General features: G+C 55.5%; 25 protein-coding genes and 1 tRNA gene. 13 read left to right on the forward strand and 13 right to left on the reverse strand.

Going from position 1 to position 24,807, the window contains the following annotated elements:
* The first annotated feature begins 46 nt into the window (after positions 1–46).
* Positions 47–1,222 carry an aspartate aminotransferase family protein gene (locus tag ACM6I0_RS23550; protein WP_414923401.1) on the forward strand — a complete coding sequence of 392 codons (1,176 nt, stop codon included), beginning with the start codon at positions 47–49 and terminating at the stop codon, positions 1,220–1,222.
* Positions 1,223–1,335: 113 nt separating this feature from the next.
* Here ACM6I0_RS23550 and ACM6I0_RS23555 read toward each other — a convergent pair whose 3' ends face one another.
* From ACM6I0_RS23555 to ACM6I0_RS23585, 7 genes are all read right to left on the reverse strand, one after another.
* On the reverse strand, positions 1,336–1,836 hold the full coding sequence (locus ACM6I0_RS23555) for an adenylate kinase (protein WP_414923402.1): 501 nt from the start codon (positions 1,834–1,836) through the stop codon (positions 1,336–1,338).
* Between the two features lie 14 nt (positions 1,837–1,850).
* Positions 1,851–3,761: an alkaline phosphatase D family protein gene (locus tag ACM6I0_RS23560; RefSeq protein ID WP_414923403.1), complete on the reverse strand. Its 1,911-nt coding sequence runs from the start codon at positions 3,759–3,761 to the stop codon at positions 1,851–1,853.
* A 130-nt stretch (positions 3,762–3,891) separates the two neighbouring features.
* Positions 3,892–4,257: a hypothetical protein gene (locus ACM6I0_RS23565; RefSeq protein ID WP_414923404.1), complete on the reverse strand. Its 366-nt coding sequence runs from the start codon at positions 4,255–4,257 to the stop codon at positions 3,892–3,894.
* 278 nt (positions 4,258–4,535) lie between these two features.
* The gene (locus ACM6I0_RS23570; protein WP_414923405.1) at positions 4,536–4,757 is read right to left on the reverse strand and encodes a formate dehydrogenase subunit delta; all 222 of its coding nucleotides are present in this window, start codon (positions 4,755–4,757) and stop codon (positions 4,536–4,538) included.
* Positions 4,754–7,636, reverse strand: a complete 2,883-nt coding sequence (gene fdhF / locus ACM6I0_RS23575; protein WP_414923406.1) for a formate dehydrogenase subunit alpha — start codon at positions 7,634–7,636, stop codon at positions 4,754–4,756. Before fdhF ends, ACM6I0_RS23570 begins: the two co-directional genes overlap by 4 nt.
* Entirely contained in the window at positions 7,633–9,180 is a 1,548-nt protein-coding gene (locus ACM6I0_RS23580; RefSeq protein ID WP_414923407.1) for a formate dehydrogenase beta subunit, read from the reverse strand. The genes fdhF and ACM6I0_RS23580 overlap by 4 nt, the downstream gene beginning before the upstream one ends.
* Positions 9,177–9,653 carry a formate dehydrogenase subunit gamma gene (locus ACM6I0_RS23585; protein WP_285432227.1) on the reverse strand — a complete coding sequence of 159 codons (477 nt, stop codon included), beginning with the start codon at positions 9,651–9,653 and terminating at the stop codon, positions 9,177–9,179. The genes ACM6I0_RS23580 and ACM6I0_RS23585 overlap by 4 nt, the downstream gene beginning before the upstream one ends.
* A gap of 417 nt (positions 9,654–10,070) precedes the next feature.
* Between ACM6I0_RS23585 and ACM6I0_RS23590 the strand changes: the two genes are divergently transcribed.
* Together ACM6I0_RS23590 and ACM6I0_RS23595 are read left to right on the forward strand one after the other, a co-directional pair.
* A complete protein-coding gene (locus ACM6I0_RS23590) occupies positions 10,071–10,412 on the forward strand; it encodes a potassium channel family protein (protein ID WP_414923408.1) in 342 nt (113 codons plus the stop codon).
* A 73-nt stretch (positions 10,413–10,485) separates the two neighbouring features.
* On the forward strand, positions 10,486–10,854 hold the full coding sequence (locus tag ACM6I0_RS23595; protein WP_090180398.1) for a PH domain-containing protein: 369 nt from the start codon (positions 10,486–10,488) through the stop codon (positions 10,852–10,854).
* A 458-nt stretch (positions 10,855–11,312) separates the two neighbouring features.
* Here the strand turns inward: ACM6I0_RS23595 and ACM6I0_RS23600 are convergent, their stop codons facing one another.
* Positions 11,313–11,621 (reverse strand): DUF3077 domain-containing protein, encoded by a 309-nt coding sequence (locus ACM6I0_RS23600; protein ID WP_414923409.1) that lies wholly within the window; start codon positions 11,619–11,621, stop codon positions 11,313–11,315.
* Positions 11,622–12,179: 558 nt separating this feature from the next.
* Here ACM6I0_RS23600 and ACM6I0_RS23605 point away from each other — a divergent pair.
* From ACM6I0_RS23605 to ACM6I0_RS23625, 5 genes are all read left to right on the forward strand, one after another.
* Positions 12,180–13,316 carry a PP2C family protein-serine/threonine phosphatase gene (locus ACM6I0_RS23605; RefSeq protein ID WP_414923410.1) on the forward strand — a complete coding sequence of 379 codons (1,137 nt, stop codon included), beginning with the start codon at positions 12,180–12,182 and terminating at the stop codon, positions 13,314–13,316.
* A gap of 14 nt (positions 13,317–13,330) precedes the next feature.
* Positions 13,331–14,386: a serine/threonine-protein kinase gene (locus tag ACM6I0_RS23610; protein ID WP_414923411.1), complete on the forward strand. Its 1,056-nt coding sequence runs from the start codon at positions 13,331–13,333 to the stop codon at positions 14,384–14,386.
* Complete coding sequence (locus tag ACM6I0_RS23615) at positions 14,383–15,462, forward strand: serine/threonine-protein kinase (RefSeq protein ID WP_414923412.1); 1,080 nt, start codon at positions 14,383–14,385, stop codon at positions 15,460–15,462. Before ACM6I0_RS23610 ends, ACM6I0_RS23615 begins: the two co-directional genes overlap by 4 nt.
* A gap of 251 nt (positions 15,463–15,713) precedes the next feature.
* Positions 15,714–15,872, forward strand: a complete 159-nt coding sequence (locus tag ACM6I0_RS23620; RefSeq protein ID WP_414923413.1) for a hypothetical protein — start codon at positions 15,714–15,716, stop codon at positions 15,870–15,872.
* A 407-nt stretch (positions 15,873–16,279) separates the two neighbouring features.
* A complete protein-coding gene (locus ACM6I0_RS23625) occupies positions 16,280–16,522 on the forward strand; it encodes a hypothetical protein (RefSeq protein ID WP_414923414.1) in 243 nt (80 codons plus the stop codon).
* 126 nt (positions 16,523–16,648) lie between these two features.
* On the opposite strand, the gene ACM6I0_RS23630 is transcribed toward ACM6I0_RS23625, so the two are convergent.
* From ACM6I0_RS23630 to ACM6I0_RS23650, 5 genes are all read right to left on the reverse strand, one after another.
* The gene (locus ACM6I0_RS23630) at positions 16,649–17,089 is read right to left on the reverse strand and encodes a hypothetical protein (RefSeq protein WP_414923415.1); all 441 of its coding nucleotides are present in this window, start codon (positions 17,087–17,089) and stop codon (positions 16,649–16,651) included.
* 81 nt (positions 17,090–17,170) lie between these two features.
* Positions 17,171–17,563: a CRISPR-associated protein Csx15 gene (gene csx15, locus ACM6I0_RS23635; protein ID WP_414923416.1), complete on the reverse strand. Its 393-nt coding sequence runs from the start codon at positions 17,561–17,563 to the stop codon at positions 17,171–17,173.
* Positions 17,560–18,255: a hypothetical protein gene (locus ACM6I0_RS23640; RefSeq protein WP_414923417.1), complete on the reverse strand. Its 696-nt coding sequence runs from the start codon at positions 18,253–18,255 to the stop codon at positions 17,560–17,562. The genes csx15 and ACM6I0_RS23640 overlap by 4 nt, the downstream gene beginning before the upstream one ends.
* Positions 18,256–18,653: 398 nt before the next feature.
* Positions 18,654–18,983 (reverse strand): hypothetical protein, encoded by a 330-nt coding sequence (locus tag ACM6I0_RS23645; RefSeq protein WP_414923418.1) that lies wholly within the window; start codon positions 18,981–18,983, stop codon positions 18,654–18,656.
* A 161-nt stretch (positions 18,984–19,144) separates the two neighbouring features.
* Positions 19,145–19,229 (reverse strand) — tRNA-Leu (locus ACM6I0_RS23650).
* Positions 19,230–19,336: 107 nt separating this feature from the next.
* On the opposite strand from ACM6I0_RS23650, the gene queA reads away from it, so the two are divergent.
* The 5 genes from queA to secF all read left to right on the forward strand — a co-directional run bounded on the left by queA (position 19,337) and on the right by secF (position 24,754).
* Complete coding sequence (gene queA / locus ACM6I0_RS23655; RefSeq protein ID WP_414923419.1) at positions 19,337–20,386, forward strand: tRNA preQ1(34) S-adenosylmethionine ribosyltransferase-isomerase QueA; 1,050 nt, start codon at positions 19,337–19,339, stop codon at positions 20,384–20,386.
* Between the two features lie 14 nt (positions 20,387–20,400).
* On the forward strand, positions 20,401–21,516 hold the full coding sequence (tgt, locus tag ACM6I0_RS23660) for a tRNA guanosine(34) transglycosylase Tgt (protein ID WP_167360532.1): 1,116 nt from the start codon (positions 20,401–20,403) through the stop codon (positions 21,514–21,516).
* 43 nt (positions 21,517–21,559) lie between these two features.
* A complete protein-coding gene (gene yajC / locus ACM6I0_RS23665) occupies positions 21,560–21,898 on the forward strand; it encodes a preprotein translocase subunit YajC (RefSeq protein WP_007916913.1) in 339 nt (112 codons plus the stop codon).
* Between the two features lie 63 nt (positions 21,899–21,961).
* Positions 21,962–23,830 (forward strand): protein translocase subunit SecD, encoded by a 1,869-nt coding sequence (gene secD, locus ACM6I0_RS23670; RefSeq protein WP_090180453.1) that lies wholly within the window; start codon positions 21,962–21,964, stop codon positions 23,828–23,830.
* Positions 23,831–23,839: 9 nt separating this feature from the next.
* On the forward strand, positions 23,840–24,754 hold the full coding sequence (gene secF / locus ACM6I0_RS23675; RefSeq protein ID WP_285432237.1) for a protein translocase subunit SecF: 915 nt from the start codon (positions 23,840–23,842) through the stop codon (positions 24,752–24,754).
* Positions 24,755–24,807: the final 53 nt, after the last annotated feature.

The raw sequence follows: 24,807 nt of genomic DNA on the forward strand, positions 1-24,807 counted from the left end.
GCTAACCATACTGCAAAAACACCGACAATTGATGGAGCTTGATGTCATGACCGCCGCTTGCCTGATGACCACTTACCAACCTCTGGCCTTGAGTTTCAACAAAGGCCTGGGCACCCGACTTTGGGATCAGGACGGTCGTGAGTATCTGGACGCGGTGGCCGGTGTGGCGGTGACCAATGTCGGCCACTCTCATCCCAAAATCGTCTCGGCGATCAGCGAGCAAGCCGGGTTGTTGCTGCACACTTCCAATCTCTACAGCATCGACTGGCAACAGCGGCTGGCGCAGACATTGACGACGTTGGCGGGCATGGAGCGGGCGTTCTTCAACAATTCCGGTGCCGAAGCCAATGAAACCGCGCTGAAACTCGCGCGGCTTTACGGCTGGCACAAAGGCGTCGAACAGCCGCTGGTGGTGGTCATGGAAAACGCTTTTCATGGCCGCACCCTGGGCACTTTGTCCGCCAGCGATGGCCCGGCCGTGCGCTTGGGCTTCAATGAGCTGCCGGGCGACTTCGTCAAAGTGCCGTTTGGCGATCTGGAGGCGCTGGAAAAAGTGCAGCAAGCCCATGGCCAACGCATCGTGGCGATCCTGATGGAGCCGATTCAGGGTGAAAGCGGCGTGCAGATGGCGCCTCCCGGTTACCTAAAAGCCGTACGCGAACTGTGTAACCGGCGTGCGTGGCTGATGATGCTCGATGAAATCCAGACCGGCATCGGTCGTACCGGCCAGTGGTTCGCGTTTCAGCACGAAGGCATCGTCCCGGACGTCATGACCCTGGCTAAAGGCCTCGGCAACGGCATCCCCATCGGCGCCTGCCTGGCCCGGGGAAAAGCCGCCGAGTTGTTCACCCCAGGCAGCCACGGCAGCACCTTCGGCGGCAATCCGCTGGCGTGCCGGGTCGGTTGCACCGTGCTGGAAATCATCGAAGAACAAAAGCTGCTGGAAAACGCCAGGCTCCAGGGTGAGCGCCTGCTGGCCAGACTGCGTGCCGAACTGTCAGATGACCCGAACATCCTGGCGATTCGTGGCCAGGGCTTGATGATCGGCATCGAACTGAAACAGCCGATCCGCGACCTGACCCTGATCGCCGCCCGGGATCACGGCCTGCTGATCAACGTGACACGGGGCAAGACCATACGCCTGCTGCCACCGTTGACGATCGATGAGCGGGAGGTGGAGATGATTGTCAGAGGGGTTTGTCGGGCGCTAATCACTGCCTAGTAGAGATCGTTCCTACGCTCCGCAGGAGAATGCCCCATTGGACGCTCTGCGTCCGCTGTTGGGACGCGGAGCGTCCCGGGCTGCATCCCCACGCAGAGCGTGGGGACGATCAATTACTCGGGTTGCAACAGGGAATTGGCAAATGCGCTCACGTCAGCCCAATCCACGAGCTTGATTTTCGAACCACTGAACCCCTCAAACAATTGCCGGTGCGCGTTAAATCCGCAGGAGTCCTCGCGCAACCGATAACTGCCAGCCCATTCCAGCAGCGCGATCAGCAACGCATCATCGTCCCGCCGGTTTTCCCGCTGGCGGATATTGGCGACGCAGGTGTCGTCGTCGATGCACAGCCAGACAAGCGCAGTTGCACGGTGGATAAGTTCGCTGACGATCCAGCCGTACACACCTTCGATCACCCAGCGTGGTTCGTCCGCCGCGACCCGCGCCATGGCGAGTGCGTCGGCGCGGGGGCGGGCGATGCTGCATTCCTCTGACACCCAGTGGATCTGATCGAGATCAACCGAAGGCACATTAAGTTGTTCGGCCAATCGTTTAGCCAGCCAACTTTTGCCTGAGCCAGAGTTGCCGATGATCAAGGTTCGGGTGAGGTTCATGGCGGCTCACACGCTTAGTCGTTGTTTTCGGGCGCAACCATTCGCGTCTTTGGTGCACCGTTTGAGTTGTGCTGATAAATAGCCTGCGGCTGTCCTTTCTCATTGAAGAACACTTGGCCGATCCCTGCCGAATTCCACAGCCGTTCGCCCGCTTTGGCATGCTCGGGGACGTGCGGGATGATGCGCATGCGGCGGCGTTTGGTGAACCAGTTCAGCGGCGAGCGTGGCGAGTAGAGCCAGCGATTGAGGCGGTCGAACCATTCGAGCAGCGCGGGTGGAAATTCGTTCTTGATGCCGCTGCTAGTGATCTGCCAGATATGTGGGCCGGCCTTGCGGTGTCGGATCAGCACTTCGTAGACGAAGGAGTAATGCACATCACCCGACAGCACCACGTAGTTACCCGGTGTACGCGAGTGGCGGAAAATGTTCAGGATCACCTGGGCCGCGCCACGATGGGCCATCCAGTTTTCGGCATCCACGAGCAGTGGATAACCGCACCAGCTGAACACTTTTTGCACGGTTTCGATCAGCTTGACGCCGAAGATCGGTGCCGGCGAAACAATGATCGCCGATGGATGATCGAGCAGTTCCTGTTGCAGTTCGCTGAGCGCTTCCCAGTCCAGTAAGCCTGAGGGTCGCTTGAGGTTTATCTCGCTGCGCCAGCGTCGGGTGCGGGTGTCGATCACCACCAGCGCCGGGGTGGTGGGCAGCACGTAATGCCAGTGCTGAAAGCGCAGCAGCAGATCGATCAGGTCATCCTGCGCCTGGCTGTCGAGATAACGGTCATCCCCAGTGGCGCTCAATAAACGGGTTTTTTCCAGGACACCGCCGAACGCATCCGGGTTATTCCCCCAACCCTGGCACAGCATGTAGGCGATCAGCGCGTTGCCGATGATGCGTTTGGAGAACGGATGGCCGTAGGCCGTTTCCTCCCATTGCGCGGAAAGATTCCAGTCGTCGGTGACGTCATGGTCGTCGAAAATCATCAGGCACGGCAGGTGGGCCATTGCGCGCGCGACGCCGCCCAGGCCAGCCTTGAAGTGATCGATGCGCGTTTGTTCGAGGGCATATCGCTCGCGCCTTTCCTGCGTCAGTGCCGGTGGTTGTGGCGCGATCAGCGTCCAGGGTGTCGGTGACCAGACCAGCAAGTACATGGCCATGACTTCGGCGAACGTCACTAGATGGTTGTCGGCGCTGCTGCTGGTGAAAATCGGCTTGCGCGCGCCACCAAAAAATCGTTCGCGCAGGGTTTCGTTGCTCTCCAGCGCCGGTAACAAATCCGCGCGATGGTAATAACTGGCGGGATGTTCGTAGAGCGTGGCGCTGTCACTGACCACGGCGCCTTCCAGGTGTTCTTCGAACAATCCCAGGCGCTCGATCAAGGCATGAATCGCCCGCAACATCGGGCCGGCGACGTCATCCGCATACACTTGATCGCCGCTCATCATCAACAGTGCCGGGCGCTGCGATGCGTCATGTTCGGTCGCCAACAGCTGATCAACGCAAAGCAAACCGTCTGCCGCCGGATGGTGAGGTTTGCGGCAAGAGCCATGCAGCAATTGATCGATTCTCGAGCGCAAAACAAAGTTCGGGCAACGCGCTTCGCCGTACAACAAATAAGGCGCCCAATTGGAGATGCCTTCGTCGTCGCCATCGATCAGCAGGTCGTACTCGATCAGCGTGTCGCAGGGCAGGGCGGTCGCCAGCGGCACATCGAGCAGGTGGATAAACGCATGAGTGCCCACCGGGATGATCGTGCATTGCCCGGCGTCGAGGCGAATGTCGCCGACGCCTTGCAGGCGCAATGTCAGCGACAAGGCCCGGGTTCCCACCAGCCAAAGCACCAGGCGCGTGGGCTCCAGACGCCGCAACAGCGGGCCGGCGAGAACCGGTGGCAGAGAGTGATCAGGCGAAGGCATGGGCATGCAGGTTCAAAACTCTTGGCGCACAGAGCGCGCGATGATAGCGCAGCCAGCGTCCAGGATTAGCTGCTGGCCACTGGCTTGCAGCTGAATCTGTAAAGCCGTGTCGAGGGGTGATGGGGTTGGGGGATGGTCATTTGGCCGGAAAGATCACTGCCCACACCACTAACGTGATGGACGCCATCACCAGGCTGCACGAGCCAGCAATCACATGACGTGCGACCGGGTACTCCTCTGGCTTGAATCGGCTGCTTACGAAGCGCCATGTGCCGATGAAGACGCCAATGATCGCCATGAACGCGTATAGAAAGTAGGCCGGGCTCCGTGTTCTGGTGTCATCGGGGGCCAGGAACATCAGCACGACAATCCCGATGATCAAACTGGCCAATGCACCGGTCAGGTTGGCGAACAACAGATTGAAGCTGCCGCGATTCCTCACTATCCAGAACCAACTTCCCGCTGACGCAGCGAAGAACACCAAGATTGCCATGAGTACCATTCATTCTTCCTTGTTAACAATGGCGTCCATTGTTCTTTGAGGTGAGGCGAAGGCGTGCACGATAGCAAATCAGTGGCTGGGTGTTGAAGTGAGAGGGGCGATTCAACAGGCAATGAAAGGCGCGAGATGATTGCCTGGGAGGCATCACAAATCCCAGGCACTCAACAACCGAATGTGGGAGCGAGCCTGCTCGCGATGGCGTCAAAACATTCAGCATGATTGCTGGCTGAACTGACGCTATCGCGAGCAGGCTCGCTCCTACAGGTTTTTGGGTGAACCTAAGCCTCCCAACCCGCCCCGCTGACCGCCTCTTGCGCCAGAGGGAGCAAATCAGCCCCATGATGCTCTGTCTGCCAGGCCAGCAATTCCCTGCGCATGCCGGGCGTCCAGTACAGCTGCAGATGATTACGCACACCAAGCACGGCTTTTTGATGGTCCGGTTCGATGGCGAAGTACTGGGCGATCTGGTTGACCATCTTGATCAGGTTCTCAGTGCTCATCGGCGCACCTCCGCTTTTGCGCCACGACTATGCCGGCGTTCCTTGAGCAAGCGGTCCTGTTCATCACTGAAGGCCTGGTAGCGTTTTTGCCACTCGGAAGGGTGGTAGACGCGGCTGACTTCAACGGCGGTGACCTTGTACTCCGGACAGTTGGTCGCCCAGTCGGAGTTGTCGGTGGTAATGACGTTGGCCCCCGATTCCGGGAAGTGGAACGTGGTGTACACCACGCCCGGAGCAACCCGTTCGGTGACCCGTGCACGCAGTACGGTCTGGCCGGCGCGACTGCCGATGCCCACCCAGTCACCTTCGTTGATGCCACGGCTCTCGGCGTCGGTCGGATGGATTTCCAGGCGGTCTTCGTCGTGCCAGGCAACGTTTTCAGTACGCCGTGTCTGTGCGCCGACGTTGTACTGGCTGAGGATGCGCCCGGTGGTCAGCAGCAGCGGATAGCGACTGTTGACCTTCTCTTCGGTGGGCACGTAGCCGGTGAGCATGAAGCGTCCTTTGCCGCGCACGAATTCTTCGATGTGCATGGTCGGCGTGCCGTCCGGTGCCTCGGCGTTGCACGGCCATTGCAGGCTGCCGTGGCGGTCCAGTTCGGCGTAGCTGACGTTGGTGAAGGTCGGCGTCAGGCTGGCGATTTCATCCATGATTTCTGACGGATGTTTGTAGTTCATTGGATAGCCCAAGGCGTTGGCCAGGGCCACCGTGCCTTCCCAGTCGGCCAGGCCGCCGAGCGGTTCCATGACCTTGCGCACCCGCGAGATGCGTCGCTCGGCGTTGGTGAAGGTGCCGTCTTTTTCCAGGAACGAAGCGCCCGGCAGGAACACGTGGGCGAACTTGGCGGTTTCGTTGAGGAAAATGTCCTGCACCACGATGCATTCCATGGCCGACAGGGCCGCGGTGACGTGTTGGGTATTCGGATCGCTCTGGGCGATGTCTTCGCCCTGGCAGTACAGGCCCTTGAAGCTGCCGGCCAAGGCAGACTCGAACATATTGGGAATGCGCAGGCCCGGGTCGGGTTGCAAAGAGACGTTCCACGCCTGTTCGAACTGCGCCCGAACCACTTCGTTGGAGATGTGCCGGTAGCCAGGCAACTCGTGCGGGAAGGAACCCATGTCGCAGGAACCCTGAACGTTGTTCTGCCCACGCAGCGGGTTCACGCCCACGCCTTCGCGGCCGATGTTGCCGGTGGCCATGGCCAGGTTGGCAATGCCCATGACAGCGGTGCTGCCCTGGCTGTGTTCGGTGACGCCCAGGCCATAGTAGATCGCCGCGTTGCCGCCGGTTGCGTACAGGCGCGCAGCGGCGCGGATGTCGGCAGGCTCTACACCGCAGACAGGACCCAGTGCTTCCGGCGAGTTCTCCGCGCGGCTGACGAATTCGCGCCAGTGGTCGAAATCGATGTCCTCGCAACGAGCGTCGATAAAGGCCTGGTTGAGCAAGCCTTCGGTGACGATAACGTGGGCCAGCGCGTTGAGCATGGCAACGTTGGTACCTGGACGCAGGGCCAGGTGCAGTTCGGCGCGAGCATGCACCGAGTCCACCAGATCAATGCGCCGAGGGTCGATGACGATCAGCCGCGCGCCTTCGCGCAGGCGGCGCTTGAGCTGCGAGGCGAACACCGGGTGGGCATCGCTGGGGTTGGCGCCCATCACCAGGATCACGTCAGCCTGCATCACCGAGTCGAAACTCTGGGTGCCGGCGGACTCGCCCAAAGTTTGCTTCAAGCCATAACCGGTCGGCGAATGGCAAACCCGCGCACAGGTGTCGACGTTGTTGTTGCCGAACGCGGCGCGCACGAGTTTTTGCACCAGATAGGTTTCTTCGTTGGTGCAGCGGCTGGAGGTGATGCCACCGATGGAATCGCGACCGTATTTTTGCTGCAACCGGCGGAATTCGCTGGCGGCGTAGGTCACCGCTTCATCCCAGCTGACTTCCTGCCACGGGTCGTTGATGTGTTTGCGGATCATCGGCTTGGTGATGCGATCCGGGTGAGTGGCGTAGCCCCAGGCAAAGCGCCCTTTGACGCAAGAGTGGCCGTGGTTGGCTTGGCCATTCTTGTCCGGAACCATGCGCACCAACTGGTCGCCTTTCATCTCGGCGCGGAACGAGCAGCCCACGCCGCAATAGGCACAGGTGGTGATCACGCTGCGCTCGGGCTGACCCAGTTCGACCACGCTTTTTTCCATCAAGGTCGCGGTCGGGCAGGCTTGCACACAGGCGCCGCAGGACACGCATTCCGAATCAAGGAAATTATCACCGCCAGCAGCGGAGACCCGGGATTCAAAACCGCGCCCGGTAATCGTCAGGGCAAACGTGCCCTGGGTTTCTTCGCAGGCGCGCACGCAGCGGTTGCAGACGATGCACTTGCTCGGGTCATAGTCGAAGTAAGGGTTGGAAGTGTCCTTCACGTCAGCCAGATGGTTGTCGCCTTCATAGCCATAACGCACTTCCCGCAGACCCACCTGACCGGCCACGGTTTGCAGCTCGCAGTTGCCATTGGCCGAGCAGGTCAGGCAATCCAGCGGGTGATCGGAGATGTACAACTCCATGACGTTGCGGCGCAGGGTCGCCAGCTTTGGCGTCTGGGTGTGCACGGTCATGCCTTCGGTGACCGGCGTGGTGCAGGACGCCGGATAACCGCGCATGCCGTCGATTTCTACCAGGCACATACGGCACGAGCCGAAGGCTTCCAGGCTGTCGGTGGCACACAGTTTGGGAATCGTGGTGCCCAGCAACGCGGCGGCGCGCATCACCGAGGTGCCTTCGGGCACGCTAATGCTGCGACCGTCGATGCTCAGCGTAACTTGCACGTCGCTGTCGCGGGCGGGTGTGCCCAGGTCGATATCGGTTTTCGGGTCGAAGAGAGTAATCATTGGTCGGCCTCCGAGGGCTGCAGACCGAAGTCGGCGGGGAAGTACTTGAGGGCGCTGGCCACCGGAAACGGGGCCATGCCGCCCAACGCACACAGCGAACCGTATTGCATCGTGTCGCACAGGTCCTTGAGGATGATCACCTGCTCTTCGCGACCGCTCTGGTCAGGCGCAGCGAGCAGGCGATCGATCACCTCCACGCCCCGGGTCGAGCCGATGCGGCACGGCGTGCATTTGCCACAGGATTCTTCAGCGCAAAATTGCATGGCGAAACGCGCCATTTGGGCCATGTCCACCGTGTCATCCGCCACCACCACACCACCGTGACCGAGCATCGCGCCGATGGCGGTGAACGCTTCGTAATCCAGCGGCGTATCGAATTGCGACGGCGGCACCCACGTGCCGAGCGGGCCGCCGACCTGCGCAGCTTTTAGAGGACGGCCACTGGCGGTGCCACCGCCGTACTCTTCCACCAGTTCGCGCAAGGTCAGGCCAAACGCCCGTTCTACCAAACCGCCGTGACGAATATTGCCCGCCAACTGGAAGGGCATGGTGCCCAGGGAACGGCCCATGCCGTAATCGCGATAGAACTGCGCACCCTTGGCCAGAATCAGCGGCACCGAGGCCAACGTCAGCACGTTGTGCACCAAGGTCGGCAGACCGAACAGGCCCTGCAACGCCGGGATCGGTGGCTTGGCGCGGACGATCCCGCGCTTGCCTTCGAGCGAGTCGAGCAGCGCAGTTTCTTCACCACAGATGTAAGCGCCGGCACCGACCCGCACTTCCATATCGAAAGCCAGGCCGCTGCCGCCGACATTGGCGCCGAGGTAACCGTTGGACCGGGCAATCTCCAGCGCCTCGCGCAGAGTGGCCACAGCCTGTGGATATTCCGAGCGCACATAGATGTAGCCATACGTGGCGCCGACGGTAATGCCGGCAATGGCCATGCCTTCGATCAACAGGAAGGGGTCGCCTTCCATCAACATGCGGTCGGCAAAAGTGCCGGAGTCGCCTTCGTCAGCGTTGCACACGATGTATTTCTGCGCCGCCTGAGTGGCGCGCACCGTGCGCCATTTGATCCCGGCCGGGAACGCCGCGCCGCCACGGCCACGCAGGCCGGAATCGAACACGTCCGTCGCGGTCTGCTCACCGCCAATGGTGACGGCTCTTTTCAAACCCTCGAAACCGCCATGGGTTCGGTAATCGTCCAGCGACAGCGGCCGGGTAATACCGGCGCGGGCGAACAACAGGCGTTGTTGAGACTTGAGATAAGGCAACTCTTCCACAAGACCCAAGGCCAGCGGATGAGCGGACGGCTCGCCTTGCAGCGCATCGAGCACGGACGGCACATCGGCAGCGGTCAGCGGACCAAAGCCGATACGGCCTTGTGGGGTGTCCACTTCCAGCAGCGGTTCCAGCCAGTACAGGCCGCGAGAACTGCTACGTTGCAGGTCCACATTAGTCTGATTCGAGAGGGCCGAGGCCACGTCATCAGCGCCGACCGCACGGGCCAGCGAATCACACGGTAAATAGAGAGACGGCATCATGCGTCCTCCCGGCAAGCGTCGAGCAAGGCATCGAGACGCTCAGGATTCAGCCGCGCGTGCACCTGGCCATCCAACTCCAGGGCGGGCGAACAGGCACAGGCGCCGAGGCAATACACCGGACGCAGGCTGATACTGCCGTCGGCACTGCTGCCGTGATCATCCAGTTGCAGGCGTTCGCGCAATTGCGCGGCAAGCGCCTCGGCACCACGGCTTTTGCAGGATTCGGCGCGGCACAGACGCAAGATATGCCGAGCGGGCGGTGCGGTACGGAAGTCATGGTAAAAGCTGATCACCCCACGAATCTCCGCCTGACTCTGGTTCAGGGCGTGGGCAATCTCGGGGATGGCGGCATCAGGGATGTAACCGATGCCCTCCTGAATCTCATGGAGAATGGGCAACAGTGCGCCCGGGGAGCGTTTATGACGCTCCAGCACGCTGTTGACCATCGGCAATTGCAACATCTCATCAGGCATACAGCATTCCTCACGGGTCACGGACAAACCAGGCGGTTGTCGGTCGTCCGAAAGTGTCGGCTGCGGCATTCACACCACGTCACGGAATCGTGGCATTTTCAGGCCGTTGGCCAGGGCACCCTGAGCGGGCATCTTGTTGTGCCCGGCACGGTCTTCGCCGCAGCTCATAAAGGGCATTAAGGCAGCTTGCCACGCCGCTTTTGATTCATCTGCACCAAAGCGACGTGCTCAGTTCTGCCTACGACTCTCCAATAAGTCTAGAAGAGCGCAAAGCGTAGCGTTTGCTCACCAAATATCTTTCAGATACCCCTTGAGGACGATGAACGGCCCATCGACCTCGCTTGTGCCAAGCTGAAAGGAAGTTGAAACGCCGAGCATTCAATTGCCGGTCAGGCTAACCCCCAAAGGGCCCATGACATGAACATCATCCATGCAGCACACGTGCGTCGAGAGTTCTACAAAGCCGTCAGGTTCTACTTTCACGTGGTCTGGCCGATTTTTTCCGTCCTGCTGTTCTTGATTGTGCTGTTCGGTCTGATCATCAGCTATCTGGAAGGATGGGATCCGTTTGACGGTATCTACTTCGCGTTCGTGACCGGCCTGACCATCGGATATGGAGACCTCGTCCCGAAACTGGCCGTCTCGCGGGTGCTGGCGATTTTGCTGGGATTCAACGGGGTGCTGATGACGGCAATATTTGCGGCGATCAGCATTCGGGCGATTGAGAATGCGGTGCGGGCGACAGAACACTTGGAGTAGGGGAGGCGGCGTAGAGGCAAATGCGCTATGACGTCATGCTTACGATGTTCATTTGAAAAACAGGGAAAGACTGATGATTGATTTCAACAACAAAGGATTCTTCAAACTCAAGCAAAACGACGAATACGCCGAACGCGTTTCCGACCTTTTGATCGACGGCGAACACGTTATCGACTCTTATAAATCCATGCGTGACGGCGTGGTGTTTACCAACAAACGCATCATCGCAGTCAACGTCCAAGGCATCACCGGCAGCAAAAAAGACTTCACCTCATTGCCCTACAAAAACATCGTGGCGTACTCGGTGGAAACCTCTGGCACGTTCGACCTGGACTCCGAACTGGAGATTTACTTCTCGTCGCTGGGAAAAGTGAAATTCGAATTCACTGGCAGGACATCAATGGTTGAAATTTCCAAACTGATATCCCAGCACTTGCTGTGACCTAAACACTAAAAAGCCCCGAAAAACTCGGGGCTCCAACTGACTCAATACACATCCAATGTGGGAGTGAGCCTGCTCGCGATAGGGCCAGACCGGCCAACATCAATGCTGAAAGCTTGCGTCTCCTGTTTAGCCATCGCCGTCATCCGCTTGGGCGTAGTCACAAACCAGTGTTTTATGTGCCGTTAACGTTGACATGATCATCAGGCTTCGACAGCATCAACCCCAATCGCGCCCGATCCTCTGGTGCTGGCTCAGTCCGGCATTACGTTCGGGCCTTCTTGTTTCTGAAACATGGAAGTTGTCTAAGCCAACTTTCCACCGCCGCTCCAACCACCCTCTGTAGGAGCGAGCCTGCTCGCGAAAAACTCAAGGCAACCATCAGTCCCGCTGAATGCCCAAGCCCGCGACCAAACCCGTTCCTACATGTGTTATGCCTGACGTCTAAAAACCAGAAGCTACTCTTCAGCCTCCGCTGCCTGCTTCGACATCGGCGCAACCTTCCGATCTCGCGTCAGCACCTTCACCGCATCATCAACTACCGCCTTACTCATCGCCGTCAAATAATGCGCAGCCCAGGCGTGGCGGTCGGTGTCCGTGGCGTACGCGGCATCTTCATTCAGCTTCTTGGCGAGAAACAGAAAGTCAGAAGCCATGGCTAATGCATCGCCGAGGTGAACGCCGCGAGTTACGTGGAATAGTGGTAGATCGGCGCAGTAAATGGCAGGGGTTAGGCCGATGGTTTTCAGCTCGGATTGATCGGTCATTGGCCACCTCCGATGACGGAGAGGCGGTGGGAGAGGGCGGACAGTGGAACATTACGCAACTGAAAGTCGCGTTGAGGGAACAGCCAAATTTTGTACGGATTGATGCTGCGCATTATCAGACTCCTTGATATATGGAGCTGCCAGATTCGTTACCACACGAATGGGTGACAGCTGTGCGCAGGGTGGTAAACCGGGAATCAAGGAAACCGGCACGCCCGAGGGCGTCCCACGCACAGCCGCCATGACTCACGCCGCAGGCATAAAAAAAGCGCCTGATGACGTGTCTGGGGCGCTGTTGCGCCTTGAATAACTCGGGTTACCACACCCGGTCGCTGAATTGGCAGCGACGGTGGGAGGGTATAGTGCAGATCCCTTCCCTGCAACCTCCGAAGGGGGCGATCCCAAACAACCTATGACGAAAAAATGTGGACTGTCCCCATTATTTGTCCATTTATTAAAAACGTCTCGAAGCTAGAGGTGTATGTACTATCCTAGCGGCAACGCAATTCAAGCGTTCCCAGAAAATGGTGCGAACGCAAGCATTTAGATAAGGCTGATATGAACCACTGGAATTTGCCATTTCAAAACCAGCTTACAGATTGGCTGTCTCGCCGAACTGCGAGAACCGGCGTTCGTCGGGTCATACCATTGGCTGCTGCAGTTGCAAGTGAGATTGGTAACGTACGTAACGAAAACCAAGACCGAGCGATCGTCGCACATGGATGGGATGTTGATGGCAAGCGTTTCGCGGTTGCCGCAGTGGCGGATGGTATCGGAGGAATGCGTGATGGCGGCGCATGCGCTGCGCTAGCGCTAGGAACCTTTATTGCGGTACTGAATGAATCCGCCCGTACCGGTTCCTTTGGATCAGAGGACTTGCTTCATCGAGCAGTTTTTGCCGCTAACGAAGCTGTGCATTCCAAATTTAGAAACGAAGGCGGTTCGACGCTGGTCGCAGTGTTAGTCAGGCCAAACTATCCGGTTGTTTGGCTAAGTGTTGGTGATAGTCGAGTATATCTTACTTCTGGGAACAGCCTGGTTCAGGTCTCTATAGATGACACAATCGCAGGTCAGCTCGGAAAGAAAGAAGATGCTGAAATAGAACAGTCAAAACTGCTTCAGTTTATTGGTATGGGGAGCGATCTTGAACCACACATTGAAAAAATTTACGGCGATCCAGAGAGCTCAGTAATACTCACAACTGATGGTGTGCATTATTTAGATAAGAGTCCTAGTTGGCTAGGGCGAATTATTTTTAACTCTCCTGATCCGGGTGTTTGTGTCAAGCGCCTCGTAGAATTGGCCAGTTGGTGTGGTGGCCCTGATAATGCAACAGTTGCCGTAATGCCAATGAGCTCTAGTTGGGATTCTGATGTTAAGCCATCGTATGATTGCCTAGAGGTTTGGGATTCGTTTGGTGAGTTGCAGTTAGTATTTGAAAGTGCCTCTTTGGACACATTGATAAAATCACGGAGAGATATCTCTCGCCCTCCTGCGGTTGCTTATGCAGCCGTACCCATTGCTTCGGCGCCACGAGCTGGTGGGGGAGGGGCATCATCTGCACGCAAAGCAAGCTCTCAAAAGACGATCTCTAGAGAAAAGCCTGTATCAGTAAAAAAAGAGAAAACTCAGCAAAAAAAGGTAAAGTCTGAAGTTCCTCAGTTGTTAATGGAATTTCCGAATAAGAATAATTGACAGGATGTTTTAAGATGCTGATTGCGGATCGTTACAAGATTGACGGAGTAGCGCATGTTGGTGGCATGGCTCAGGTTTTGCCTTGTAATGATATGGTTCTAGAGCGGCGAGTAGCTATTAAAGTTATGCCGGGTGACGCCAATCGTCGACGGGTGTTGGATGAGCTGAACGCACTTCTGAAAATGCGCTCTAAACATGTCGTGCAGATATATGATGTTTTGGCTCTGGCTCACGAAGACTTGGCCATTGTGCAGGAGTATGTCGATGGCTTGGACTTTTTTGATGATGCCACTGCGCCGACAAGTGCTAATGAGTATTTAAAATTATTGTGGCAAATCGCATCAGGTTTGTCAGATATTCATAGTGTTGGCATAATTCATAGAGATATAAAGCCTAATAATATGAAGGTTGATGCCGAGGGGATCGTAAAGATTTTCGATTTCGGACTTGCTCGAGATGAAGGTGGGAATGCTGCGACTGTAGGTTTTGTAGGGACCAAAGGATTTGCTGCTCCTGAACTTTATGCTCATAACGCGACTTTCACGAGTGCGGTAGATACTTATGCCTTTGGGGCTACGGCCTTATTCATAGGCCTTCGGGGGCTGCCGCATGAATTGATGGTTCAGCCTCCAGTGGCTTCAAAGGTAAATCCGTTTTCCGCGTTACACTTTCAGCTCGGAGGCGATGTGCTGGATGTATTGAATTCTTGTATTGAAATTGATCCAAAAAATCGACCAAATATGGTAAGTGTGCGAGACGTTCTGGCGAAGCACTTACTTCAGGATCGGCATAAGGCGCTAGTGGTTTATAAGGGGATGCCGTCGTACTTGAGTGTTTCAAATCGCTCGGTAGTACTTAGTCTTCCGGCTATGGGGGATGTTGAAATTTTTTACGACGGTTTTGATTTTGTTGTTCGTGCTTTATCTGGTGATGTGTTTATAAACAACCGTAGGGCTGTCATAGGCGGGAAGCTTCCAGGTGCTTGTGTAGTTGCGCTTGGGGCTCCCGAGCAAAAAAGTCGCCGTAGATACATTACCTTTGATCTATCTCATCCGGAGATCGTTTTATGACTGGTACTCTTTCGCCGAATGATGTGATTGGTGGTAGGTACAAAATTGAGCACTATCTAGCTGAAGGTGGTATGCAGTTTGTTTATGTAGCTAGTGATAATGTCACCGGTCGAGTTGTGGCCCTAAAGACTCCAAAGAATAGATCTGCGGAGAAGCGCTTTCATCGAAGTGCTGTTGTCGCTGCAAAGGTAAACCACCCTAATGTGGCAAAAACCCTCGATTATATTAATGCGAATGGTCAACAGTTTTTAATCGAAGAGCTTATAGTGGGGAAAGACTTAAAAGCAGCCCTGCTTGAGGACTCGTTGTTTCTTGATCCTTACCTCGCAGCTAAGGTATTTCACCATGTCGCTAAGGGGGTCGCCGCAGCTCATCATGCAGGTGTAGTACATCGAGATCTAAAGCCCACGAATATAATGGTCGTGGGGGATTATTCGTTGTTGGAGCTTAAAGTAACTGACTTTGGTATTGCTAAAATGGCCGAGGATGAATTACTTGAGGCTGTGGAGGGGGGGGATGCAAGCTTAACGACATCACAGACAGCAGTAGGTGCACTCCCCTACATGGCTCCTGAAGCGATAGACACTCCTAGAGATGTAGGTGCACCTGCCGATATTTGGTCGATCGGTGCAATGATGTACCACTTGCTTACGGGAGAATATCCATTCGGACAAGGCCTTCGCGCAGTGCCAAAAATCGTAGCGGCACAAAAGCCATCTGTGCCAGCATTTTTAACAGCCAATCCTCAATTTTCACCGCTAGCAACTGAACTGATTAATCTTGCATTTATCTGTATGACAAAGGACTCAAAGCAGCGTCCCACAGCTGATGAGTTGGTCTCTATGTGTAGCGAACTTTGTTATTCGTCTGCTTCTCGTTATCGAGGGAAAATAGGTGATTTTGTTTTTGGTGCATATGGACATATTTCGTCATCGGCTGGTAGGGTCTTCTTTCATAAAGAGTGCGTATATGGCGAGTTTCCTCAAATAGGGGAGGATGTTTTGTTTGCAAAGTACGATGGAGGCGGTTCCCCTCGTGCATTGCCTGTTGTTAAGCTTCGTATTGCCCCGAAGTAAACATTTGATAACCGGAAAGTCAAAAAAAAGGGTAGATTTAATATTCTTTCGATTAAATAGGCCTACTCACGGTAAAACGCACGGTGGACGGTTCGTGCGGTTTTGGCCGCAGTGTGGGGGCTGAGCCGAGTCGGGTTCTAGCCGCTTTTGGAAAATCCCCAAAGCTTCGCAAGCACGCGAAACCCGACATAGTCCGATGGGTGTTTGCAGAGATGCCGGTAGTAGCAATTCCAGTAACTGATCATGCGAGCATGCGTCGTTTGAAAGTACGCCTGATTGTCTCGGATGAATCGACCATAAAGCGCCGGATCGAGCGTTGGCAGATGCGTTTCAATGGTTTCGAGAATCTGTATGACGTACTCGCCCGACAGCTGGAATACGAACGGGACAATCCAGGGTTCCTGCGCTAAGAGAATCCGTTCCAGTTGACGTTGGCACAGAAAAGGTGACAGATCTATTTTCATCCGATCTGGGCCGAAAGCGGCCTTCGGCTTCGGTTTTTTCTACATTATTCGGCGATTTCTAGGGGCGAGCTCCGATCAATTTAAAAGGGGACCGATTTATTTTCCGGCTAATAGAAATAAATCGCCATTGCTTGCTGCCTTGGCGCCGGCTTCACTAATTCGGGATGGTTCGCACTCGGCAAAGGCCGAGTTCGCTGCGAACCTGAGTGCGAATTTCTTCGCCCCGTCGACTTCTATACCAACAAGCTCAAGCCCCGCAGGGAGGTCGCGTATTTGCCCTTGCGAACTTCGGTGCGACCAAGTCTTAACCCCGTCTAATCTAAAAGGTTCATGACCCTTGAAGGCTGCATACCATGACCATGTATCGCCTGACCCAAGCCGGACACGATTTGAACTACGGCTATCGACGTAATGCAAGATTGGCGCTTGAGGCGCTTGGCCCTATGTTTACAGAGGGGGAGGCGCTAAGTGCACTCCAGGCACTTCAAACAATGGGACAGCTTGGTAAGGGTACCCCGAAAAGCTTTTGGCGTCGGTTCGCCACGCTGGGGGCGCATGCCAAAAGGAAGGCGTTTATTGAGCGGGCTGCTAATTGATGTGGGAAAAGGAGATTCGGCTCAAAGCGGCTAAAAAAGGGCAAATTTATTTTCCCTTTGTTCCGCAGAGAATTAAATCTGTCCCATTTATTGTCTGACGCCACAGGTGCGTAGCTGATTGATCCGTTATGCATTTCTTTCTAAGAACTTACCCATCTGACTAGAAACTGGTGGCGAAACATCAAAATCACCAAATTTGTTTCTGAGTTCGGGCCAGTGTTTTTTAAGATTACCTCTATTTCTAAAAAATGGATGGAGCCACACCCAGTCTAGAATATACCCGTTAGTTTTTTTCCAAAACCCGGCGCCGCCTATTACTCTGTTCGGATAGTGATCAAAATCTTCTACCAAGTCCATCGCTCTTTCGAGAAATAAAATTCCAGTAAAGCCGGCTGTATGCTCGGAGGTTTCGTACTGAAGGTGATCATACTTAAACTCTCTTTTAAAGTAGGTCGCCATAAGCTCTAACGAATCTCGATGCGAACGAGGGTCTGTTAATTTAAGGTGCAGAATATTTTTAAAGCCTCCTAAATCATCATGTGTCGGCAGAGGGATTTCGTAGTTCATATTATTCTCAGGGTACATAAGTTTTAGGTGGAAGGCAGTTTAAGGGCGCCTAAAAACGGCAAGCGAATGAGCTTGGGATGTTCATTGTGCCAAGTGTTGTGAGTATCTGAATTTACGCCCCGCAGATCTAATTTCCTGTGGTTGAACTTGATATTCCGTTTTGGGTATATATATCCCGCTATTTGATCTTTCTAAATAGCAAAGATTTGGAAAATGCCCGATCAGACCATGTAGGTAACTAACCAGTAAAATCGCGAATGTGGCTTGCCCAGGCGGAATAATTGTTATCGAAAACGACCCGTCAATTTTGACGGGAAGGCTTTCCACTAAGCCATGAATTTGTTTTTCGACATCGCCATCGAATGTTATCTCAATTGGCTTGGCATCGATGAGCTTGTCATAAGTTGATGTTAATTCATCTATGACCTTTTGGTTGAGTGAGTGGCCGGAAAAGTTGATTAATACGGAGTTCATGATAGTTCACCTTCGGATGAATTAAATCCACTCTCGATTAAGAAGTGAACAATTGAGCCCTGCAAATTTTCGATGTGATATGAGTGACCGCTTTTAAGTCGGCGGTTGTAGAGGACAGCTCCGCTATCAAATAAATACATTGACGATGCGTTTGATATAGGCTGATTTTTGATAAGTTTGATCTTGTCCAATGCTGCTTTATTGGTTGTTATTTCCGAGCTTAACCAGTCAAGCCCTGACTTGTCTGATAATGAGGTGTGGTATGCTATAACTCTTATATCCGCGCCAGCCTCAAGTCTTTCAGCTAACGAGCGCATAAATGATAGTAAAGACTCGCGATGGTCGGATTTAAATTGATCTGGATGAGCGAAGTCTCTAAGGTATATGCGTGCAAAATTACAGTCTTTTATTTGTTGGTCTATTTCAGAAAACCACTGTTTGCTTGTTAAGTCTGCTAATTTCGATCTGCTGCTCGTTCTAATAATTAGAATGGTTGTAGCTGCTAATGTGCCAAGTGTAAGGATTATTATCCAGGCGGAAAGGACTATTTTGTATTGAGCTAAGTATATAAAATATTCCGCAAGGTTCGGAGGTAGTGCTGTAGCTAACAAGCCAAAAAACAATAAAATCAAAGCAGAAATAACTTTGCTCCAGACTGGATCGTTCCATATTTTCCGCCAACCTAATATCATTGATGATTCCTAATCCGGGATGAATAAAAGCAGACAGCACAGGGGGTATACGATTTCGCCACTTTTTGTCGCATAACGTTCGTGGTTTTCCTATAAATCCATTATCTAATTGAATCGCTCGCTCAATACTTGACGTCAGGGGGTAAGGAAAAAATACGGCTATCATAGATTAAAGGTTACGAAGTCTTTGTCAAAGTGTCTATGGCTGGGTGTGAAGGGTAATCGCTCTGCTAGTGACCAGCCTTTGGCTGGAAGCGGACTTGGCTAAACACCAATAGGCGGTAAAAAGTTGGGAAAGGGAGACGGAGGAAGAAAGGGACAGATTTTTTATCGGTTAAGAAGCGCGACCAAAGTCGGTTCGACTATCGAATGCTTCGATTTAAGGTCTCCCGCTTTCTTCATTGAATGGCTTTCAGATAATCCTTGAGCGCAACGAGCGGGGTATCAAGCTGCTCCATCACCTGAATGCTGCCCATTTCACCTGCCAACCTCCGCAACTCCCGCCCCAACGGCGTATCAGCCCCGCCTATGGCGACCAGCGCCAAATCTACACAGTGCGCCACTCTAAGCTGAATCCCCTCAACATCCCCCCGCCGCACCAATAACCCAAACACCTCCCGCTCATAATCACTCATGATCGGATCATCCCTAAGAATCGGACTCGAATCCTCCGTCTCATAAGCAAGCTTGAGGCAGAACAGGGCGACGGTTTCCAGCAGCAGTTCCATGGGGGGAATCCTTGTGAAATGTTCCACCGGTGCGGGCGGTGTGGAAGAGAAGCAAGATCAAAAGATCGCAGCCTTCGGCAGCTCCTACAGGTCGGTGGGGTGATAGTCACTTTTCTGTAGGCGAAAAAAAAGGCCTTGCTAAGCAAGACCTTTCTTAATTTTGGTGCCCCGAGGGAGACTCGAACTCCCACTCCTTTCGAAAACGGATTTTGAATCCGCCGCGTCTACCAATTCCGCCATCAGGGCTCAATGGCGGCGAAGTATAGAGATGAGATTACCGTCGGTCAATCAGGTACATAGAGAATTTTCACTATTTCGGCTAGACTTCCGGCCCCTGCTAGACGAACCCCATCATGCGCGTTGCTGACTTTACTTTCGAACTCCCTGATTCGCTGATTGCTCGCCACCCTTTGGCCGAGCGTCGCAACAGTCGCCTGTTGACCCTTGATGGGGTCAGCGGCGCCCTGGCACACCGTCAATTCACTGATTTGCTCGAGCATTTGCGCCCGGGCGATTTGATGGTGTTCAACAATACCCGGGTGATTCCGGCGCGGCTGTTTGGCCAGAAGGCTTCCGGCGGCAAGCTGGAAATCCTGGTGGAGCGGGTGCTCGACAGTCATCGCGTGCTGGCCCATGTGCGGTCCAGCAAGTCGCCCAAGCCTGGTTCGAAGATCCTGATCGATGGCGGTGGCGAGGCTGAAATGCTCGCGCGTCACGATGCGTTGTTCGAGCTGGGGTTTGCCGAAGAGGTGTTGCCGCTGCTCGACCGTGTCGGGCACATGCCGCTGCCACCTTATATAGATCGCCCGGATGAAGGCTCGGACCGCGAGCGTTATCAGACGGTGTACGCCGAGCGCCTGGGCGCGGTGGCGGCGCCGACGGCGGGGCTGCATTTCGATCAGCCGCTGATGGAGGCGATTGCCGCCAAGGGCGTCGAGACCGCGTTCGTGACCTTGCACGTCGGTGCGGGCACGTTCCAGCCGGTGCGCGTCGAGAAGATCGAAGATCACCACATGCACACTGAATGGCTGGAAGTCGGTCAGGACGTGGTTGATGCCGTGGCGGCTTCCCGCGCTCGCGGTGGTCGTGTGGTGGCGGTGGGGACCACCAGCGTGCGTTCCCTGGAAAGCGCCGCGCGTGACGGCGTGCTCAAGCCGTTCAGCGGCGACACGAACATCTTTATCTACCCGGGCCGACCTTTTCATGTGGTCGACGCCCTGGTCACCAACTTCCATTTGCCCGAATCCACGCTGTTGATGCTGGTTTCGGCGTTCGCCGGTTATCCCGAGACCATGGCCGCTTATAAAGCCGCCGTCGACAACGAATACCGCTTTTTCAGCTACGGTGATGCGATGTTTATCACCCGTAATCCCGCACCACGTGGCCCTGAGGACAAAGAATGAGTCGCCAAAGTCGTATGTCGTTTGAGTTGCTTGCCACAGACGGCAAGGCTCGTCGCGGTCGTTTGACCTTCCCTCGCGGTACCGTCGAGACCCCGGCTTTCATGCCGGTGGGCACGTACGGCACGGTCAAGGGCATGCTGCCGCGGGATATCGTCGCCACCGGCGCGGAAATCATTCTGGGCAACACTTTCCACTTGTGGCTGCGTCCAGGCACCGAAGTGATCAAGAAGCACGGCGACCTGCACGATTTCATGCAGTGGAAAGGCCCGATTCTGACCGACTCCGGCGGTTTCCAGGTGTTCAGCCTGGGCGCCATGCGCAAGATCAAGGAGGAGGGCGTTACCTTCGCCTCGCCTGTGGACGGCGCCAAAGTGTTCATGGGCCCGGAAGAGTCGATGCAGGTCCAGCGTGACCTGGGCTCGGACATCGTGATGATCTTCGACGAATGCACGCCGTACCCAGCCGACGAAGACGTCGCGCGGGTATCGATGGAGCTGTCGTTGCGCTGGGCCAAGCGTTCCAAGGAAGCCCATGGCGACAACACGGCGGCGCTGTTCGGCATCGTTCAGGGCGGCATGCACCAGGATCTGCGCATGCGCTCCCTGGAAGGCCTCGACAACATCGGCTTTGATGGCCTGGCCATTGGCGGTCTGTCGGTGGGCGAGCCCAAGCACGAAATGATCAAAGTGTTGGATTACTTGCCGGGTCAGATGCCGGCTGACAAACCTCGTTACCTTATGGGCGTTGGCAAACCGGAAGATCTGGTTGAGGGTGTGCGCCGCGGTGTGGACATGTTCGATTGCGTGATGCCAACCCGTAATGCCCGCAATGGGCATCTTTTCATTGATACCGGCGTGCTGAAGATCCGTAACGCGTTCCATCGCCATGATGATTCGCCGCTCGATCCGACCTGCGATTGCTATACCTGCCAGAACTTCTCCCGTGCTTATCTGCACCACCTGGACAAGTGCGGCGAAATGCTGGGAAGCATGCTCAATACCATCCATAACTTGCGTCATTATCAAGTGCTTATGGCTGGTTTGCGCGAGGCTATTCAACAGGGTACATTGGCCGCCTTTGTCGATGCCTTCTACGCCAAACGCGGGTTACCTGTTCCGCCTTTGGACTGAGTTTTCTGACCCCAAGATTCAACATTTGCAACTGGAGTGCTAAATGAGCTTTTTTATCTCTAATGCCATGGCTGACGCTGCTGCACCGGCAGCTGCCGGCCCAATGGGTGGCGGTTTTGAGTGGATTTTCCTGGTCGGTTTCCTGGTCATCTTCTACCTGATGATCTGGCGTCCACAGGCCAAGCGCGCCAAAGAGCAGAAGAACCTGCTGAGCAGCCTGCAGAAAGGCGACGAAGTTGTGACCACCGGTGGTATCGCCGGCAAGATCACTAAAGTAGCCGACGATTTCGTTGTTCTGGAAGTTTCCGACACTGTCGAAATGAAGTTCCAGAAAGGCGCTATTGCCGCCACGCTGCCAAAAGGCACGCTAAAAGCGATCTAAGTTTCAACTTCTACTCAATCGACGGGGCGCGCAAGGCGCCCCGCGTCATAAGCGGGCGGCGTGATGCTGAACAAATACCCTCTGTGGAAATACATTCTGATCCTGGCGGTGCTGGCGGTCGGTCTGATTTATTCCGCTCCCAATTTATATCCTGATGACCCGGCCATTCAGGTCAGCGGTGCAAGTACTGCGCTGTTGGTCAATCAGGCTGATCTGGACCGTGTGAGCACTGCGCTCAAGGAATCCGGGATCAGCGTCAAGGCGGCCACTCTGGCGGCAAACGGCAAGGGCGGCCTGATCCGTCTGACCAAGGCTGAAGATCAGCTGCCGGCCAAAGACGTCGTGCGCAAGGCCTTGGGTGATGACTACGTCGTTGCACTGAACCTGGCGCAAACCACCCCGCAATGGCTGCGCAGCCTGGGCGCGCACCCGATGAAGCTGGGTCTGGACTTGTCCGGTGGTGTGCACTTCCTGCTCGAAGTGGACATGGATAAAGCCCTCGACGCACGCCTGAAAGTCTACGAAGGCGACGTCAAGAGCCTGTTGCGTAAAGAGAAACTTCGCTATCGCAGCCTGCCGCAACTCAACGGTGCCATTCAGCTGGGTTTCAGTGATGAAGCTTCCCGCGAACAGGCCCGCGCGCTGGTCCGCAAGAACTTCAACGATTTCGACATTGTTCCGGCCGACCTCAATGGCCAACCGGTGCTGCGTCTGGCGATGACCCCGGCCAAGCTGGCGGAAATCCGCGAATACTCCATCAAGCAGAACTTGACCACGGTACGTAACCGCGTCAACGAGCTGGGTGTTGCCGAACCGATCGTCCAGCGTCAGGGCGCCAACCGCATCGTGGTTGAGCTGCCAGGCGTGCAGGACACCGCAGAAGCCAAGCGTATCCTCGGCAAGACGGCCAACCTCGAGTTCCGTCTGGCTGCTGAGCCGGGTGCCTCCAAAGCCACTTCCGAAACTTTCGAGTTCCGTGAAGGCAAGCGTCCGCCTGCACAGATCGAGCGCGGCTTGATCATCACCGGTGACCAGGTCACTGACGCCAAGGCTGGCTTCGGCGAGCACGGCACGCCAGAAGTGAACATCCGTCTGGATGGCCACGGTGGCGAGCTGATGAGTCGTGCGACTCGCAGCAACGTCGGTCGCAGCATGGCGGTGATCTTCATCGAGCAGCGCCCGGTGACCACTTACGTCAAGCAAATGGTCAACGGCGTCGAGAAAGACGTACCGGTACAAACGTTTAAAGAAGAGAAGAAGATCATCAGCCTGGCGACCATCCAGTCGCCGCTCGGTGCTCAATTCCGCATCACTGGCCTGAACGGCCAGGGCGAGTCGTCCGAACTGGCGCTGCTGTTGCGTGCCGGTGGTCTGGCTGCACCGATGTACTTCGCTGAAGAGCGCACCATTGGCCCGAGCCTGGGTGCTGACAACATCACCAAAGGTATCGATGCATCGTTGTGGGGCATGCTGTTTGTCTCGCTGTTCATCATCGCCATCTACCGCTTCTTCGGCATCATCGCCACCGTCGCACTGGCTGTGAACATGGTGTTGCTGCTGGCCCTGATGTCGCTGCTGGGTGCAACGCTGACCCTGCCAGGTATCGCCGGTATCGTGTTGACGATGGGTATGGCGGTCGACGCCAACGTACTGATCTTCTCGCGGATTCGTGAAGAGATCGCGGCAGGCATGACGGTACAACGGGCAATCAACGAAGGCTTCGGCCGGGCATTCACCGCGATTCTCGACGCCAACCTGACAACACTGTTGGTCGGCGGGATTCTCTTTGCGATGGGCACCGGTCCCGTCAAAGGCTTCGCAGTGACCATGTCCCTCGGGATCTTTACCTCGATGTTCACGGCCATCATGGTGACCCGCGCGATGGTCAACCTGATCTTCGGCGGTCGTGACTTCAAGAAGTTGTGGATTTAAGGGGCTGCCATGTTACGTACAATCAACTTCATGGGCGTTCGCAACTTTGCGTTCGGCGTCACATTGTTCCTCACCGCGCTGGCCATTTTCAGTGTCTTTCATAAGGGCATGAACTGGGGTCTGGACTTCACCGGCGGTACGCTCATTGAGCTGACCTACGAGCGTCCGGCCGATGTCACCAAAGTGCGTGAGCAACTGGTTACAGCGGGTTATCACGAGGCAATCGTGCAGAGCTTCGGTGCAACTACCGATTTGCTGGTGCGCATGCCGGGTGAAGACCCGCAGCTGGGTCACCAGGTTGCCGAGGCCTTGCAGAAGGTCGGTGGCGATAACCCAGCGGTGGTCAAGCGCGTTGAGTTCGTCGGTCCTCAGGTAGGTGAAGAGCTTCGCGACCAGGGCGGCCTCGGCATGCTGATGGCGTTGGGCGGCATCCTGATCTACCTGGCTTTCCGCTTTCAGTGGAAGTTCGCGATCGGTGCCATCGTTTCCCTGATCCACGACGTGATCGTGACCATCGGTATCCTGTCGTTCTTCCAGATCACTTTCGACCTGACGGTGCTGGCGGCGGTACTGGCGATCATCGGTTACTCGCTCAACGACACCATCGTGGTATTCGACCGGGTTCGTGAGAACTTCCGTGTTTTGCGCAAGGCCAACCTGATCGAGAACATCAACATCTCGACCACGCAAACCCTGCTGCGGACCATGGCGACGTCGATCTCCACCTTGCTGGCGATTGCAGCGCTGTTGTTCTTCGGTGGCGACAACCTGTTCGGCTTCTCCATTGCGCTGTTCATCGGCGTACTGGCGGGTACTTACTCGTCGATCTACATCGCGAACGTGGTGCTGATCTGGCTGAACCTGAACAGCGAGGATCTGATTCCTCCTGCGGCAAGCGAGAAGGAAGTCGACGACCGTCCATAACGGCCATCGCTCTTCCAGTTGTCAGCCCAAAAAGGCGCGAGTTGAACTCGCGC

This window comes from Pseudomonas sp. IT-P294 (assembly GCF_949767865.1).
GTDB lineage: Bacteria > Pseudomonadota > Gammaproteobacteria > Pseudomonadales > Pseudomonadaceae > Aquipseudomonas.